The organism is Stenotrophomonas sp. Y6, assembly GCF_022436665.1.
In the GTDB taxonomy this organism is placed as follows: Bacteria; Pseudomonadota; Gammaproteobacteria; order Xanthomonadales; family Xanthomonadaceae; genus Stenotrophomonas; species Stenotrophomonas acidaminiphila_A.
Window position 1 is genome coordinate 37,400 of the sequence record NZ_JAKUKB010000009.1, and the last position, 16,311, is coordinate 53,710.

9 protein-coding genes are annotated in these 16,311 nt (G+C 67.5%); 6 read left to right on the forward strand and 3 right to left on the reverse strand.

All coding sequences use genetic code 11. The features are described 5' to 3' along the window. Nucleotides 1-71: 71 nt before the first annotated feature. From MKP15_RS11805 to MKP15_RS11815, 3 genes are all read right to left on the reverse strand, one after another. The gene (locus MKP15_RS11805) at nt 72-926 is read right to left on the reverse strand and encodes a MurR/RpiR family transcriptional regulator (protein WP_161613979.1); all 855 of its coding nucleotides are present in this window, start codon (nt 924-926) and stop codon (nt 72-74) included. A gap of 877 nt (nt 927-1,803) precedes the next feature. Next, nucleotides 1,804-2,901: a dipeptide epimerase gene (locus tag MKP15_RS11810; protein WP_240212819.1), complete on the reverse strand. Its 1,098-nt coding sequence runs from the start codon at nt 2,899-2,901 to the stop codon at nt 1,804-1,806. Then, entirely contained in the window at nt 2,898-4,346 is a 1,449-nt protein-coding gene (locus MKP15_RS11815) for an SH3 domain-containing protein (protein ID WP_240212820.1), read from the reverse strand. The genes MKP15_RS11810 and MKP15_RS11815 overlap by 4 nt, the downstream gene beginning before the upstream one ends. Nucleotides 4,347-4,529: 183 nt before the next feature. On the opposite strand from MKP15_RS11815, the gene MKP15_RS11820 reads away from it, so the two are divergent. From MKP15_RS11820 to MKP15_RS11845, 6 genes are all read left to right on the forward strand, one after another. After that, nucleotides 4,530-5,960 carry a transglutaminase domain-containing protein gene (locus MKP15_RS11820; protein WP_240212821.1) on the forward strand — a complete coding sequence of 477 codons (1,431 nt, stop codon included), beginning with the start codon at nt 4,530-4,532 and terminating at the stop codon, nt 5,958-5,960. A 49-nt stretch (nt 5,961-6,009) separates the two neighbouring features. Beyond that, nucleotides 6,010-9,054 carry a TonB-dependent receptor gene (locus MKP15_RS11825; protein WP_240212822.1) on the forward strand — a complete coding sequence of 1,015 codons (3,045 nt, stop codon included), beginning with the start codon at nt 6,010-6,012 and terminating at the stop codon, nt 9,052-9,054. 95 nt (nt 9,055-9,149) lie between these two features. Then, complete coding sequence (gene lysA, locus MKP15_RS11830; RefSeq protein ID WP_240212823.1) at nt 9,150-10,430, forward strand: diaminopimelate decarboxylase; 1,281 nt, start codon at nt 9,150-9,152, stop codon at nt 10,428-10,430. Further along, on the forward strand, nt 10,427-11,257 hold the full coding sequence (locus MKP15_RS11835; protein ID WP_240212824.1) for an N-acetylmuramoyl-L-alanine amidase: 831 nt from the start codon (nt 10,427-10,429) through the stop codon (nt 11,255-11,257). Before lysA ends, MKP15_RS11835 begins: the two co-directional genes overlap by 4 nt. A 17-nt stretch (nt 11,258-11,274) precedes the next feature. Further along, nucleotides 11,275-12,831, forward strand: a complete 1,557-nt coding sequence (locus MKP15_RS11840; RefSeq protein WP_240212825.1) for a serine hydrolase domain-containing protein — start codon at nt 11,275-11,277, stop codon at nt 12,829-12,831. A gap of 513 nt (nt 12,832-13,344) precedes the next feature. Further along, nucleotides 13,345-16,233 (forward strand): TonB-dependent receptor, encoded by a 2,889-nt coding sequence (locus MKP15_RS11845; RefSeq protein ID WP_161613989.1) that lies wholly within the window; start codon nt 13,345-13,347, stop codon nt 16,231-16,233. Nucleotides 16,234-16,311 lie beyond the last annotated feature (78 nt).

Consider the following 16,311-nt stretch of genomic DNA (forward strand, 5'->3'; position numbering starts at 1 on the left):
CGCCGCGAGCGACGGCAGCAGGCAGCGGGCGAAGGAACGGAACAGGGAAGGCATGGCGACGGCTCCGGCAATCAGTTGTCGATCAACTGCTGGATGCGCTCCTGGTTCAACGCCAGCTGGCGCTGGCGGTCGGAGTTGGCATGGCACAGCAGCACGAACACGAAATCCAGCAGGTACTGCAATGAACAACGGTACAGCAGCTGCGCCACCGGCGGCTGCGGATCCTGCGCGCAGATCGCCAGCGAGGCATCGGCATGCGCGCGCAGCGGGTTGGCGGTGTGGCGGGTGATCGACACCACCTTGCCGCCCATCTCCTGGAACTGGCGCGAGAGCTGCCACAGCTGCGGCAGCTTGCCGAACTCGGAGAACACCAGCAGCACATCGCCCGGGCGTGCGGCCGACAGGTTGGCGGTCATCAGGATCGGGTCGGCATGCTGCACGGTGAGGATGCCCAGCAGCGCCAGGCGCATGGCGAACTCGCGGGCATATAGGCCGTCGTCACCCAGGCCGTAGACGAACACCTTGGGCGCGGCGTCGATCAGCGCGATCACCGCTTCGACCTCTTCCTGCGGATTGGCGACGCGGGTCTCCTCCTCGGCCGCGGCCTTGCTGCGGCGCAGGCCCTCGGCTACCTGCAGGTACCCGTGCGGATCGTTCTCCGGCGGCCATTCGGTGACGTTGCCGTTGCCGTTGCTGGCCAGGGCCACCGCCGCGCCGACCGAGTACTTCAGGTCCGGGTAGCCCTTGAACCCGAGCTTCTGGCTGAACTTGACCACGCTCGACTGGCTGATGCCCAGCGCGTTGGCCAGCTGCTGCGACGAGTAGTCGCGCAGCAGGTGCGCGTTGTCCAGGATGAAGTCGGCGATACGCCGTTCGATCGCCGACATCTGTTCGCGTTCGGAGCGGATTTTTACCAGGGGTGGCATGGGTGGGCCGTCGGCTGCGATGGGGTGACTCTAAAAGGATTTTGCGGAGCCGGTAAGGCTTGGCATCCAGCCGGGACGTTACGTTGGCAAGGCAGCCGGGGGAAGATCGGCTGTTGCTCTTGTAGTTGCATGTGCTTTTGACTTCCCGGGTCCCCTTCCGCAGCGACGGAGCCGGCGGACAAGACCCCGTAGGGGCGACGTGCAGGGATGCACGTCGTTTTTCGACGAGACAGGGATGTCTCGTCGAAAAATCCCGCCGGCGGAGTGGACCCGGCCCGCGTAGCGGGCTGGGCGCAGAGGCAGGGGCGTGCTTTCTCTTGGTTACTTCTCTTTGCACGAGCAAAGAGAAGTAACTCGCTCCTGCGAAGCAGGGGCGAAAGCTCTGCTTCATGCCTTGGCTGCTTCGCGCTTTGGCTGTTGCTTCTTTCCAGAGCAAAAACCCAAGCAACGGCTGAAGCAGGATCAAGGGCTTTCGCCCCCCTCCGGGGAGCGAGCCACCTTTCTTTGCTCGTGCAAAGAAACGTGACCCAAAGAAACACGGGCCGGGACGCGATCCGTCGGGCTGCGCCCGCCGGTCCCCTGCGCTCCTCGCGTACCAAGGGAACGGCGCACAACTCGCTTCGCTCAGACACGTGCGCCTCTTCGCCCCTCGGCCCGCTGTGGTGCTCGGCCCGCTCTACGGCCGGGGAGATCAAAAGCCGAAGAGCAAAATCACGGACAACGGCAACGGCAACGGCAACGGCAACGGCAACGGCAGAAGCGACGGCAGAAGCGACGGCAGAAGCGACGGCAGAAGCATTCCCCACTGCTTCCTGCGATGCGGCCCACCCGCGAGGGAGTGCGACAGCAACAAGGTCGGTTGCCGTCGCCATGCCGGTCATGCCTTCAGCATCTCCAGCCCGCGCACCTCGGTGATGCCCAGCCCCGGCGCATCGGTGATGCTGATCTCCGATTCGTTGAAGATTACCCCGCCATTGACCGGGTTGAACAGGCTCAGCGACGGCCCGTCCAGGTCCACCTTGGTGATCGCCCCCGACTTGGCCACCGCCAGGTGCACCGCCGCGGCCACGCTGATGCTCGATTCGAGCATGCAGCCGATCATGCACGGGATGCCGTACAGCGAGGCGATGTCGGCGACCTTGATCGCGTTGGAGATGCCGCCGGTCTTCATCAGCTTGATGTTGATGATGTCGGCCGCGCGCTGCTGGATCAGGTCGAACACCTGGTGCGGGCCGAACACGCTCTCGTCGGCCATCACCGGGGTATTGACCCGCTCGGTGACGTACTTCATGCCGTCGATGTCGGCCGCCTTGACCGGCTGCTCCAGCAGCTCCAGCACCACGCCGGCGTTTTCCAGCGCGCTCATGGCATACACCGCCTGCTTGGCGGTCCAGCCCTGGTTGGCGTCCAGCCGCAGCAGGGCACGGCCCTCGACCGCGGCGTGGATCGCCTTGACCCGCTCGATGTCCAGGCCGATGTCCTTGCCGACCTTGATCTTCAGCGACTCGAAGCCGCGCTCGATCGCCGACAGCGAGTCGGCCACCATCTTGTCGATGTAGTCCACGCTGATGGTGATGTCGGTGGTGATCACCGGGTCGCCGCCGCCGAGCATCTGGTACAGCGGCGCGCCGTGCAGCTGCGCCCACAGGTCGTAGATGGCGATCTCCACCGCGGCCTTGGCGCTGGTGTTGCGTTCCAGCGAGGACTGCACCAGCCCGCAGATGCGGTTGAGGTTGGCGATGTCCTCGCCGATCAGGCGCGGCTTGATGAAATTGTTGATGGCTTCGATGATCGAGCCATGGGTGTCGCCGGTGATCACCGCGGTGGCCGGCGCCTCGCCGTAGCCGGTGTGGCCGGTATCGGTGCGCACCAGCACCACGATGTCCTCGACCGATTCGACGGTGCGCAGCGCGGTCTTGAACGGGGTTTTCAGGGGCACGCGCAGCATGCCCAGTTCGATATCGATGATCTTCATTTGGTGGTATGCGGGCGGATGCGCTGGATGTTGGTGATGCGGTCGACGTAGCTGGCGGTATCGCTGGCCATCATCGGCTGCAGCGGCGTCACCGAGACGCCATTGAGGTGGGCCTGGACCCGCTTGCCATCGGCACCGAACCAGCTGCCGCCGGAGGTATCGTGGATCATCCAGGCCATGCCGTCGGCATGGCCGATGGTCATCATCACATGCCCGGGGATGTAGACCAGGTCGCCGACCTGCAGCGCGTCCACCGCGGCGTCGCGCCGCGCCTTGCCGTCCTTCTCGCCGAGTGCGATGCGGTCCAGCGCCGGGCTCACCGCCTGCGCGCTGGTATTGCGCGGCAGCAGCACGCCGAAACTGCGGTAGACCTCGGAGACGAAGCCGCTGCAGTCGCGGGTGTCGTAGGAGTGGCCCCAGCCGTAGCGCTCGCCCAGGAACTTGAAGGCCTGGGTGAGCAGGTTGCGCGGGGTCAGCGCCAGGTAGTCGTCGCTGCTGTCCTGCGAACGCGGCAACAGCGCCGGGGCGAAGCCCAGGCGGCCGTCGGCGTCGCGCACCGGCAGCTGGATGACGTGCGCGGCATGGCCCTGCTGGCCGTTGACCGGTTGCTGTGCGGGCCAGTCGGCCAGCACCGGTACGCGCACGCCCATGTCCAGCTGCAGGCGCGAGACGCGCGGTTCTTCCGGGGTGTACGTGGTGGTGGCGGTGGCGCCGGTGATCACCCGGTACGGGCCGCTGGCGCCGTAGCCGAACACCTGGGCGGCGTCACCGATGCCGACGAAGCGCTTCTCCACCCATGCGACATAGCGCTCGCTGGCGACGAACAGCCATTGGCCATCGGCGCTCTCATGCAGCACCGCCACGGCATCGCCGGGGAACAGCGCCGATTCCTGGAAGCGGTCGATGTCGGTGTCGCCGCTGCTGGAGAACACGCGCAGCCCGGTGGGGAACGCGCGCAGCGCGGCGCGGTGCACGGCCAGGCCGTACTGCAGCGGGCGGGTTTCGCCGATCCGGTCCAGCGCCAGGTTGTCGCTGATCGCGCGCAGCTGCGCGGCGTCGACCGGCTTGCCCTGCACGTCGTACAGCGTGCGGGTCGGCGGGCGTGAAATCGCCTCGATCTGCGCGCGCACGAATTCGCGCGTCAAGTTCGTCGGCAGTGCGCGCAGATCGTGGATCGACGCGTCAAGCTGGCGCATGCGCGCGTTCTGCGCCGCGATCCCGGCGCGGTCGAGGATCACCCGGTCCGGATCGGACAACTGCGCGATCCAGTGCGCGGCCGACAGGTATTCCTCGCGCAGGCCGATGACGCCGGCATGGTCCTGCGGCGAAGCGGTGGCTGCGCCGAGCGCGAAGGCCGGCGCCGCGCACAGCGGTGCGGCGAGCAACAGGGACCAGCACGCCCAGGCGAGGCGCCGGCGGCGGGGATGGACGGGGGTGGCGGTCATGAGGACTCCCTCTGGGTGCATTGGAATACTTATTCCTTTCTTCCTTGAAATCAAGAATAAATTATTGACCCGTTGTCGCACGCGTGTTACACAACCGTTATCCCGCGTACCCGTGGAAGTGTTGCCGTGGATCCAGCGTTGCGCCAAGTCCCAGTCGCTTTCAGGCCTGCCCGGTACCGGCTCATGGCAGGCCTGCTGCTGTGCCTGGTGTCCGCCATGGCGGGCGCCGTGGACACGCCCGGGCAGCTGGCCGCGCGCGTGGACCGCGGTGATTTTGCCGGTGCGCAGGCGCAGATCGACGCTGCACTGCAGCAGCCGGCACTGGACGCCAGCCAGCGTGACGCCTACCTGTTCCAGCGCGAGCGCATGCGCCGCATGCGACTGGATTTCAGCCTGGACCGCGAACACGCGATGGCCGCCGTGCGCCGCATCATTCCCGACCTGCGCGAGGACGAGTTCCGTGCCTGGGACGAGGCCGGGCTGATCGAACACCTGGACATCGATGGCCAGCGCCGCTGGTTCAACCGCGCACCGTCCAACCTGTTCCGGGTCAGTGCCGCGGCGGCAGCACGGCGCTCGCCGGCGATCAGGCCGCCCGCACCGGGCCCGTTCGAGGTGGTCACGCCGCATCACCTGGAGGTGCTCGAGCGCGCGCAGGCCGATGCCGCCAGCAGCGTCGCGCCGCGGCGGGTACGGGTCACCCAGTCGCTCACGGTCAAGGCCGATGCGGTACCGGCCGGCGAGACCATCCGCGCCTGGATCCCGTACCCGCGGGCCATTCCCGGGCAGCAGCAGGACATCCGCCTGCTGGGCAGCGTGCCGGACGGGGCGCAGGTCGCGCCGGAAGCCACGCTGCAGCGCACCGCCTACCTCGAACGCAAGGCCGTGGCCGGCACGCCGACCGCGTTCTCGGTGAGCTATGAGGTCACCGTGTACGCGCGCCATTTCGCCATCGACCCGGCCAGGGTGCAGCCGACGCCGGACGACCCGGCGCTGGCACCGTACCTGGCCGAGCGTGCGCCGCACATCGTGTTCACCCCGGCGCTGCGCGAGTTCTCGCGGCGCGTGGTGGGCAGTGAAACCAACCCCTACCGCGTCGCGCGCAGGTTGTTCGACGCGGTCGACCGCATTCCCTGGGGTGGCGCGCGCGAGTACTCGACCATCGGCAACATCAGCGACCACGCGCTGCATGCTACCCACGCCGACTGCGGGCAGCAGACACTGTTGTTGATGAGCCTGCTGCGCCTGAATGGCATACCCGCGCGCTGGCAGTCGGGCATGGTGTACTCGGACAACGCCACCGGCTACAGCAACCTGCACGACTGGGGCGCGCTGTACCTGGCGCCCTATGGCTGGGTGCCGATGGACGTCACCACCGGCGCGCTCGACAGCCCGGTGCCGGCGGTACGTGATTTCTATTTCGGCGGGCTGGATGCCTACCGCATCGCGTTCAACGACGACTACGCGCAGGCGCTGGTACCGGCCAAGCAGCACTTCCGCTCCGAAACCGTGGACTCGCAGCGCGGCGAGGCCGAATGGGCGGGCGGCAATCTCTATTTCGACCAATGGAACTACGACTTCCAGTGGCAGGTCCTGCCACCGCCGGAGGGCTGAAGTTCCGTGACACCGCTGTAATACACAACACTGCAGGAGAGAGCAGGGGATGAACAGGAAAATGCTGAAAAAGGCGGCGCTCAGCGTCGCGCTGGGTGCGTGCCTCGGGGCGCTCGCACCGACCGTCATGGCGCAGAGTGCCACCGGCGCCATCGCCGGCCGCGCCAACGCCGGCGACCAGATCACCATCACCAACACCGCCACCGGGCTGACCCGCACGGTCACCGCCGGTGGCGACGGCAGCTACCGCCTGAGCCAGCTGCCGGTGGGCGACTACAGCCTGACCGTCAAGCGCGACGGCCAGGCCGACAAGGAGCCGCTGGCGGTCAACGTCTCGCTGGGCGGCACCACCAACGTCAACCTCGGTGGCAGCGACACCGGCCCGGTGATGTTGGATTCGGTGCAGGTGGTCGGCTCGCGCATCGTCAACCGGGTGGACGTGTACTCGACCGAGTCTTCGTTCAACATCAGCCGCGAAGAACTTGCGCGCATGCCGGTGGCCCAGGACCTGTCGTCGGTCGCCCTGCTTGCTCCGGGCGTGATCGGCGGCAACTCGTCGTTCGGCGGCATCTCCTTCGGCGGTTCGTCGGTGGCCGAGAACTCGGTCTTCATCAATGGCCTCAATGTCACCGATTTCTACAAGCGGCAAAGCTTCTCGGCGGCGCCGTTCGCATTCTTCGAGCAGTTCCAGATCAAGACCGGCGGCTACTCCGCCGAGTTCGGCCGGTCCACCGGCGGCGTGATCAATGCGGTCAGCCGCTCGGGAAGCAACGAGTTCAAGGGTGGCGTGACGATGACATTCGAGCCGGCAGCCTGGCGCTCGAAGGCCGAGGATCATTACTACGCCGATGGCCGCGTCAACGTCCTGTCCAGCCACAACACCCGCAGCTTCACCAAGGCCAACGTTTGGGCCTCAGGCCCGATCGTAAAGGACAAGCTGTTCCTGTTCGCCATGTACGAGCAGCGCGACAACAAGTCCGGCAGCACCAGCTCGTCCGGCAACAGCTGGACCCAGAGCACGTCGGACAACGGCTTCTGGGGTACCAAGCTGGACTGGAACATCACCGACAATCACCTGCTGGAGGCGATGGCCTTCTCAGACGAGGGCGACAGCGACGCCGCGATCTACACCTACGATTTCGCCAGCTCGAAGCGCGGCACGGGCCAACCCAGCCAATCCCGCGCTTCCAGCGGCGGTACCAGCGGCTCGGTGACCTATACCGGACATTTCGCCGACAACTTCACCGCCAAGGCGATGTACGGCATCAACCGCAGCAGCAGCTACAACAAGTCCCCCGCGGATGCCCTGTGCGACTTCGTGACCTACGAGAACTCCAGCTACGGCGCGGTCTACCGGGCCATGGGCAGCCCGGTGCTGGGTTGCCACCCGGGTGGAACCATCGTCAATCATGAGGACGAGCGCATCGCCAAGCGCCTGGACTTCGAGTGGATGCTCGGAGATCACCAGCTGCGTTTTGGCTGGGATCACGAATTGATGACCACCGATCGCAAGACGGTCTATCCGGGCCCGACCCGCAAGTACTACACCGCCTATGGCACCAAACCGGGCAACCTGCTCGACAACGGCTCGGTCGTTCCCGCAGGCGTGAACGCGATCCTGCGCGCACGCGAGCGCGCCGACGGCGGCGTGTTCGACATCAAGGCCAGCGCCTTCTACCTGGAGGACAACTGGAACGTCACGCCGTCGCTGATGCTGAATCTCGGCGTGCGCGTGGACAACTTCGAGAACATGACCACGGTGGGGACCACCTTCACCAAGCAGGACAACCTGTTCTCGCCGCGCCTCGGATTCTCCTGGGACATGAAGGGCGATGGCAGCACGAAGCTGTTCGGCAACCTCGGCCGCTATTACATGCCGATCCCCAGCATCCTCAGCTACAACTTCGCCGGCGGCCTGCTAGACGAGTACACCTACTACGCGCTGGACGGCTGGCGCCCGGAAACCAACCCGGTCACCGGCGCGCCGTACATGGCGCCGATCATCGGCGCGCAGATCGGCCCGGTGGACAAGTCGCAGAACATCGTCGTGCAGGACCTGCGACAAAGCGTGGATCGCGACCTCGACGCGGTCTATCAGGACGAGGCGATCCTCGGCTTCCAGAGCATGATCAACCAGGCCTGGTCGTGGGGCGTCACCGGCACTTACCGGCGCATGCCCAATGCGATGGACGACATGCTCATCAATGCGCTGTGTGGAAAGCGCCACAGCAACCTGTGGCCGATCGCCAACCCGGGCGACAAGCTGACCCTGTGGGGCACCAAGGCCATGGGCTGCGCGCAGGATGGCTGGGTGACGATCGATACTTCCAAGGAAGGCTACATGACGGCGGGCAGCAACCGCATCATCGGTTACTCCAAGCCCAAGCGTACCTACAAGTCGATGGAATTCCAGATCGACCGGGCATGGGATGACAAGTGGGCGTTCAATGCCTCCTATCTGTGGTCCAAGTCCTCGGGCAACCATGAGGGTCCGGTCAACTCGGATACCAACTATGGCGACACCGGCATGGTCCAGCACTGGGATCACCCGGCCAACAACCAGCGCTACGGCGACTTGTTCAACGATCACCGCCACCAGATCAAACTGCGGGGCAGCTTCAAGCTCAACGACATGTGGTCCTTCGGCGCCACCTTCACCGCATTGTCCGGCGGCCCGATCACCGCGTTCGGCGTGACGTGGCCGGATGAGGACCGTGCCGTGGCCAGCTACACCAGCACCGGCAGTGGCGGTGGTACCGGCTGGTTGTGCGTGGAAAAATGTAGTGGCAGCGATCCGGTAACCGGTGTTCCCTATACCTATAAGGACCGCGTGTACAAGTATTCCGGCCGCGGCGATTTTGGCCGTATGCCGTGGATCTATAACCTCGGTGCCAATGTCGTCTGGACGCTGCCGGTGGAAGGCATCGACCTGAAGGCCACACTGTCGGTCTACAACGTGCTCAACCAGCAGGAAGTGATCAACGTGGCGGCACGCTATGAAGGGCAGCCTGGCGTTATGCGCGACACGTTCGGCACCGGCACGCGCTGGCAGTCCCCGCGCTACGCGCAGCTGGTCGTGACCTGGAACTTCTGACCGGGCCGCGGCGCACCATGATGGATTTGCGGTACTGAGTTCCTCCTCTGGCGGCCCCTGCATGGGGGCCGCCATCTTTTTTTTGGAGCAATGCCTTGGATCAGGGATTCACACGAGATGGCCTGTGCGGTCTGCCGGAGGCGTTCCGGCAGGCCGATCTGGTGGAGCTGGCGGCCCGCGAGGGCACCCCGCTGTATGTCTACGCCGCGCCGGCCATCCGCCAGCGGGTACGGGCGCTGCGCGAGGCGCTGTCCGGGCTGGACGCGGGTATCCGTTACGCGGTCAAGGCCAACGGTAACGGCGCGGTGCTGCGCCTGCTGGCCGAAGAGGGCGCGGGCGCGGACATCGTGTCCGGTGGCGAGCTCGAACGCGCGCTGCGCGCCGGCATCGCCGCGGGCGATATCGTGTTCTCCGGCGTGGGCAAGTCCGACGCCGAGATCGCGCTGGCACTGGACGTGGGCATCGGCCGCTTCAACATCGAGTCCCGCGCCGAGCTCGACGCGATCCAGCGCATCGCCGCCGCGCGTGGCGTCACCGCGGTCGCGTCGGTGCGGATCAACCCCGACGTGGACGCGAAGACCCACGCCAAGATTTCCACCGGCAAGGCCGAGAACAAGTTCGGCGTGTCCATCGCCGAGGCGCGCGCGTGGTTCGACGCGAAGGCGCAATGGCCCGACGTGCGCCTGGACGGGCTGCACATGCATATCGGTTCGCAGCTGCTCAGCCTGGACCCGGTGCGCGAGGCGCTGGCACGCATGGCCGCGTTCTGGAAGGAACTGGCCGCGGCCGGGCACGCCATCGCCAGCATCGACGTCGGTGGCGGGCTGGGCGTGCGCTACCGCGAAGGCGAGCAGGCGCCGGATGCGCGCGCGTATGCCGATGCGATCCGCCAGGCACTGGCCGGCTTCGGCGGGCGCATCCTGGTCGAGCCGGGGCGCTGGCTGGTGGCCGAGGCCGGCATCGTGCTGACCCGCGTGCTGCTGGAAAAGCACGGCCAGGCACGCCGCTTCCTGGTGCTGGACGCGGCGATGAACGACCTGCTGCGCCCCAGCCTGTACGACGCGTGGCATGACATCGTGCCGGTGGGCGCCGCGGCCGGGCGCGAGGCCGCGACCTATGACGTGGTGGGACCGGTGTGCGAGACCGGCGACACCTTCGCCACCGCGCGCGCGTTGCCGCGCTGCGAGGCCGGCGACCTGGTGGCGATCCTCGGCGCCGGGGCCTACGGTGCATCGATGGGGTCCACCTACAACTCGCGGCCGCTGCCGGCCGAGGTGTTGCTGGACGGCGACCGCTACGCGGTGGTGCGCCGCCGCCAGCGCCTGGATGAAATGCTGTCCGGCGAACAGCCGGCCAGTGACTGGAGGCGGACATGACCCATCGGAAAACCCGTGCTGCCCCGGCGCCGGTCTGCGGACGTGGGCCGGCCCGTGGGCTGCCGCGGCTGCTGGTTGCGCTGCTGCTGCTCGTGCTGCTGAGCGCCTGCGCGCACCGCAATCCGCTGGCCAGGTGGGAACGTTCGCCGAACTTCGACGCGCGGCGCCCGGTGGTGGTGGTGCTGCACTACACCGCCGGCAAGACCGCCGAGGGCAGCCTGCGCACGCTGCGGACCGCCAACAGCAACGGCCCGGTCAGCGCGCACTACCTGCTGGGCAAGGACGGCACGCTGTACCAGCTGGTGGACGAGCGCAAGCGTGCCTGGCATGCCGGCGATGGCCGCTGGGGCACCATCACCGACCTCAACTCGGCGTCGATCGGCATCGAGATCGACAACGACGGCTACAGCCCGTATCCGGACGTGCAGATCGAAAAGCTGATCGTGCTGCTCGACGACGTGACCCGGCGCCTGGGCATCCCGCGCCAGCAGGTCATCGGCCACGAGGACATGGCGCCCGGGCGCAAGATCGACCCGGGCCCGCTGTTCCCCTGGAAGCGCCTGCACGAGGCCGGCTTCGGCATCTGGCCCGACCCGGCCGCCGGCGATCCGCCGCCGGCGTTCGACGCCTGGCTGGCGATGGCCGCCATCGGCTACCCGCTGGACGACCGCGCCAACGCCCTGCAGTCCTTCCGCCATCACTTCCGTGGCATGCGCGGCGAGGGCGCCGAACTGGATGCCGAAGACCGGCGCATCCTCTACGGCCTGAGCCGGTCGCTGCTGCAGGCCCGGGCGCCGTCGGCGCCGGCCACGGCCGACACGCCGTAGCGGCAAGGAGCGCGCCGATGAAACCGATCCTGCTGTGCCTCGCCCTGCTGCCGGGCATCGCCCACGCCACCGCACCCGCCGCCGATGCCGATGCCGCGTTCTACGACACGGCGGTGCAGCAGGCCTTCGAGCATTACCGCCTGCCGGGCCTGGCCGTGGGCGTGATCGAGGACGGCAAGGTGGTGCACGTCGCCACCCGCGGCGAGCTGGTCGCCGGCGAGGGACGGCGTGTCGATGGCAACACGCTGTTCAAGATCGCCTCCAACACCAAGGCGATGACCGCGGCGGTGCTGGCGCGGCTGGTGCAGGCCGGGCGCCTGCGCTGGGACGATCCGGTGACCAGGTACCTGCCCGCGTTCCGCATGTACGACCCGTGGGTGACGCGCAACATGCAGGTCCGCGACCTGTTGATCCACAACAGCGGCCTGGGGCTGGGCGCCGGCGACCTGATGCTGTGGCCGGAGCCCAACCACTTCAGCCGCCAGGACATCATCGCCGGGCTGGCGCACCTCAAGCCGGCCGGCAGCTTCCGCGCCGACTACGCCTACGACAACCTGCTCTACGTGGTGGCCGGCGAGGTGGCCGCGGCAGCCGCCGGCAAGCCATACGCGGCACTGGTGCGGCAGGAGATCTTCGGGCCGCTGGGCATGGACCGCTGCCAGGTCGGCGAATGGTCGCCGGCGAAGGCGGGCAATGTCGCCCAGCCGCATTACCGCCAGGACGGGCGCAACGTGGTGGTGGGGCGCGATGGCGACGTCGCTGCCGACTTCCCGTCGATGGCCGCCGGTGGCGTGCGCTGCAGCCTGGATGACATGCTGCGCTGGATGCAGGCGCTGCTCGATCCGGCGCGGGTACCGGGCTGGCTCGACGCCACCCAGCGCCGCGCGCTGTGGACCGCGCACATGCCGATGCCCATCGGCCAGCGCCTGCGCGACTGGGACAACACCCACTTCCTGGCCTACGGCTACGGCTGGCGCCTGTCGGACATGGACGGGCAATGGAAGGTGGCGCATACCGGCACGTTGTCGGGCATGTACTCGTCGCTGGCACTGCTGCCGGACCGGCGCAGCGGCGTGGTGATCCTGATCAATGGCGAGGGCGAGGACGCGCGCACCGCGCTGATGCAGGCGCTGCTCAAGCGCCAGACCGCGCCAGCCGCCGGCCATGATGTGCTGCACTACGCCGGGCTGCTGGAACGCGAGCGGACCCAGCGCCGCGCGGCCGGCCACGTGCGCCCGGTGCTGGCGCCGGCAGCCGCGGTCGCCGCGGGGGAGTTCGGCGCCGATGCCGGGGTGTGGGCCGACCCCTGGTTCGGACAGGTCACGCTGTGCCCGGTGGGTACCGGCATCACCTTCGCCGCGGCGAAATCGCCGGCCCTGCGCGGCCGGGTCATGCGCTCGGCCGGACGCCCATGGGTGCAGTGGCAGGGGCTGGGCGAAGACGCCGAGGCCTGGCTGGTGTTCTCCGGCGAGGGCGCGCAGCGCACCCTGCACATGCGCGCCATCGATCCGGACATCGACTTCAGCTACGACTACCAGGATCTGGAATTCCGCCGCGTGGGCGATTGCCCGTGAAGGCGTGGGCGACGGGCCGCCGGCCCGCGCCCGGTTCCCTCGATCCGCCACGCGCGCTTGCGTGATGCCGCGCGGGGTTGTGCGGCGCATCACGAAAATATTTTATTTCCATAACCTTGGGGTATGGGGAATAGTTTATTGACCGCCGGATTCAGCCCGTGTTAAACAGCTGTGAAACGGGGTCTGGGCGGGAGTGCATGCGCCCGCCGCTTCACCGCCCGGGACTGCACGACGCAGCGTCCGGGTGGCAGCCCCGGTGCTGGACAGGTCTGCGGTCGGGGCCTGGCATGTTGCAGGCCGGCAGACAAGGACGCTCCCCGGTGTGGTGCAACCATGGAAGGAGAGACGCGGCCCCCGCAGCGGTGGCCGTGGATCCCATTGCCCCGGCGGAATCGTGCCGCCCCCCTTGAGGATCGATGGATGGTCGTCGTACCCCCGCCAGCCCGGATGAGCAAGGGCGCCGGCATCGCTCCTGCAGCACCCACGTTACGCGCCCTTTTCTGGAGAGAGAGCATGTCCGCAACCGCACGTCCCCCCCGCATGCACCACCTGAGCGCCGCACTGTTGCTGGCGCTCGGCAGCCCGCTGGCCGCGTTCGCGCAGGCGCAGCCCGCGGCTTCCCCGGCGTCGCCGGAGGCGCGCACGCTCGACAAGATCGAAGTCACCGGCTCGCGCATCAAGCGCACCGACGTCGAAGCGGCGATGCCCGTCACCATCATCCAGAAAGCCGAGATCGAGGCCCAGGGCATCACCTCGGCCGAACAGCTGCTGCAGCAGCTGAACATCGCCAGCAGCGGCCCGGACAGCCTGGCCGCCAACAGCGGCGTCGCGCCCCCGGGCACCCGCGGCAACAACGGCGTGTCCGGCGCCAACCTGCGCGGGCAGGGCGCCGACGCGACCCTGGTGCTGCTCAACGGCCGCCGCGTCGCCGCGCACGGCCTGGCGGGCCAGGTGGTCGACCTGAACTCGATCCCGTTCGCCGCGATCGAACGCGTGGAAGTGCTGCGCGACGGCGCGTCCGCCGTGTACGGCACCGACGCCATCGGCGGCGTGATCAACTTCATCACCCGCAACAACTACCAGGGCATCACCCTCACCGCCGGCGCCGACGTGACCGAAGAGGGTGGCGGCAACATCTTCCACGGCAGCCTGCTGGGTGGCTGGGGCGACCTGGACAACGACCGCTGGAACGTCTGGGCCGCGGTCAACGTGAAGCAGAACAAGATCCTGCGCGGCAACCAGCGCGATTTCGTCAACAGTTTCCAGGCCGACCGCGGCCTGTCGCCGGATACCCGCGGCACGCCGTTCGCCAACATCGTCACCGGCACCGGCAGCATGATCGGCGGCGGTCTGAAGGACCCGGTCACCGGCCTCACCAAGACCACCATCAACACGCTGCGCCTGCCTGGCGGCGCCGGCTGCGTGAACGGCGGCGACATGATGGGCGACTACGGCGACAAGATCTGGGCCAGCCCCGGCGCCAGCTTCGGCTGCGCCTGGGACTATGGCCGCGCGCGCACCATCCAGCAGCCGGTGGACACGGTGCAGGGCATTGGCCGCGCCACCTTCAAGGTCGGCGACAACCATGAGTTCTTCGCCGAGTTCATGGGCTCCAAGGTGACCTCCAAGCGCCAGTTCGAAGCGCAGCAGATCACCACCAGCATCAACGCCAGCGCCACCCAGCTCGACGCCTACGAGCTCAACGCCAACACCAAGGCGACCTACGACGCCATCTACAACCAGCTGCACGACTATTTCGGCAACCAGGCCAACCTGGTCTACGGCAGCCCCATCGCCTACCGCTGGCGCTGCGAAGTCTGCGGCCCGCGCCAGATCGAGACCACCACCAAGGCCTACCGCGCGCTGCTGGGCATGACCGGCAGCCTCGGCAGCTGGGACTACAACATCGGCCTGTCGCGCGCGCAGAGCAAGGCCGAGTCGGTGACCGCCGGCGGCTACTACTACACCCCGCAGCTGAAGGCGGCGCTGAAGAATGGCGTGCTCAACCCGTTCCTGATGCCGGGCCAGAGCCAGTCCCAGGCCGCGTATGACGCGCTGGCCGCGGCCGACGCCAGCGGCCTGCAGATCTACGAAGGCACCTCGACCACGACCACCTTCGACGCCAGCTTCAGCGGCAGCCTCGGCTTCCGCCTGTGGAGCGACAACGACGTGCAGGCGGCGGCGGGCGTGGACGTGCGCCGCGAGGAGTACGAGTTTGGCGGCCCGGCCGAATGGGTGGCGGGCAATGCCTACGTGTTCGGTGTTCCCGGCGATGCCTCCAACTACATGTCGCCCAAGCAGCGCAACGTCAAGGCGGTGTTCGCCGAGGTCAACCTGCCGGTGGTCGACAGCCTGGAAGTCAACCTGGCCGTGCGCCACGACCGTTACGACGGCTTCGGTGGCACCACCAACCCGAAGTATTCGTTCAAGTGGCAGCCGATGGACTGGCTGGTGTTCCGCGGCTCCTACAGCACCGGCTTCAAGGTGCCCGATTTCGCCAAGCTGTTCCGCGGCATCACCGAGAGCCAGTACACCGGCCTTGACCTGGCCGACCCGGCGACCTGCCCCAAGGGCCAGTACAACCCGGACGTGCCCAATTGCAGCGAGCAGATCCGCCCGGACATCATCACCGGCGGCAATCCGAACCTGAAGCCGGAAGAGGCCGAACAGCGCAGCATCGGCTTCGTGATCGCGCCCAACGGCAACTTCAACGTCAGCGTCGACTGGTGGGAGATCGAGCGCACCAACACGATCCGCAGCGGCTTCAACCTGTCGACGATGACTGCCAACTACCCGCTGTACGCGTCGAACTTCATCCGCGATTCGGCCGGCAAGATCATCGCCATCGACCAGCGCTACATCAACACCGGCGGCACCCTGACCCGTGGCATCGAGCTGGACTCCAACGTGCGCGGCGACCTGGCCGGCGGTACCTGGAACGTCCACCTCAACGGCAACTACCTGGATACGTTCAGGACCAAGACCTTCGACAGCCTGCCCTACAGCGACAACCTGGTCGGCGAGTACGAGCGCTACTACAACCTGCCGATCCGCTGGAAGCACACCGTCAGCGCCGGCTGGGCGCGGGGCGACTGGGCGCACACGCTGACCCAGGTCTACCGTGGCGGCTACAAGGACTGGAAGCCGGGCGGCATCGTCAACGGCTACAACCCGCCGGCGTGGGACGGCAACGTCGATGCCTACATCACCTACAACTACAGCCTGACCTGGACCGGCATGGAGAACCTGAAGGCGACGTTCGGCATCCGCAACCTGCTCAACACCGATCCGCCGTTCACCGTCCGCTACCTGGACGATGGCGACGGCGCCGGCTGGGAAGCGCGCGTGGCCGACCCGCGCGGCCGTTCGTTCAACCTGCTGCTGGAGTACCGCTTCCAGTGACATGCCCACGGGCCCGGTTGCCGGGCCCCTTTCGCCGCCGCCCGGCAACCGGCGGCGGCGAAGGCGCTTTCTTCGTGT

What these genes read in the sequence shown, in the direction of transcription:
- MKP15_RS11820 (WP_240212821.1), top strand. Translation starts at nt 4,530, where the DNA reads ATGGCAGGCCTGCTGCTGTGCCTGGTGTCCGCCATGGCGGGCGCCGTG.
- MKP15_RS11810 (WP_240212819.1), bottom strand. Translation starts at nt 2,901, where the DNA reads ATGAAGATCATCGATATCGAACTGGGCATGCTGCGCGTGCCCCTGAAA.
- MKP15_RS11805 (WP_161613979.1), bottom strand. Translation starts at nt 926, where the DNA reads ATGCCACCCCTGGTAAAAATCCGCTCCGAACGCGAACAGATGTCGGCG.
- MKP15_RS11845 (WP_161613989.1), top strand. Translation starts at nt 13,345, where the DNA reads ATGTCCGCAACCGCACGTCCCCCCCGCATGCACCACCTGAGCGCCGCA.
- MKP15_RS11825 (WP_240212822.1), top strand. Translation starts at nt 6,010, where the DNA reads ATGAACAGGAAAATGCTGAAAAAGGCGGCGCTCAGCGTCGCGCTGGGT.
- MKP15_RS11835 (WP_240212824.1), top strand. Translation starts at nt 10,427, where the DNA reads ATGACCCATCGGAAAACCCGTGCTGCCCCGGCGCCGGTCTGCGGACGT.
- MKP15_RS11840 (WP_240212825.1), top strand. Translation starts at nt 11,275, where the DNA reads ATGAAACCGATCCTGCTGTGCCTCGCCCTGCTGCCGGGCATCGCCCAC.
- MKP15_RS11815 (WP_240212820.1), bottom strand. Translation starts at nt 4,346, where the DNA reads ATGACCGCCACCCCCGTCCATCCCCGCCGCCGGCGCCTCGCCTGGGCG.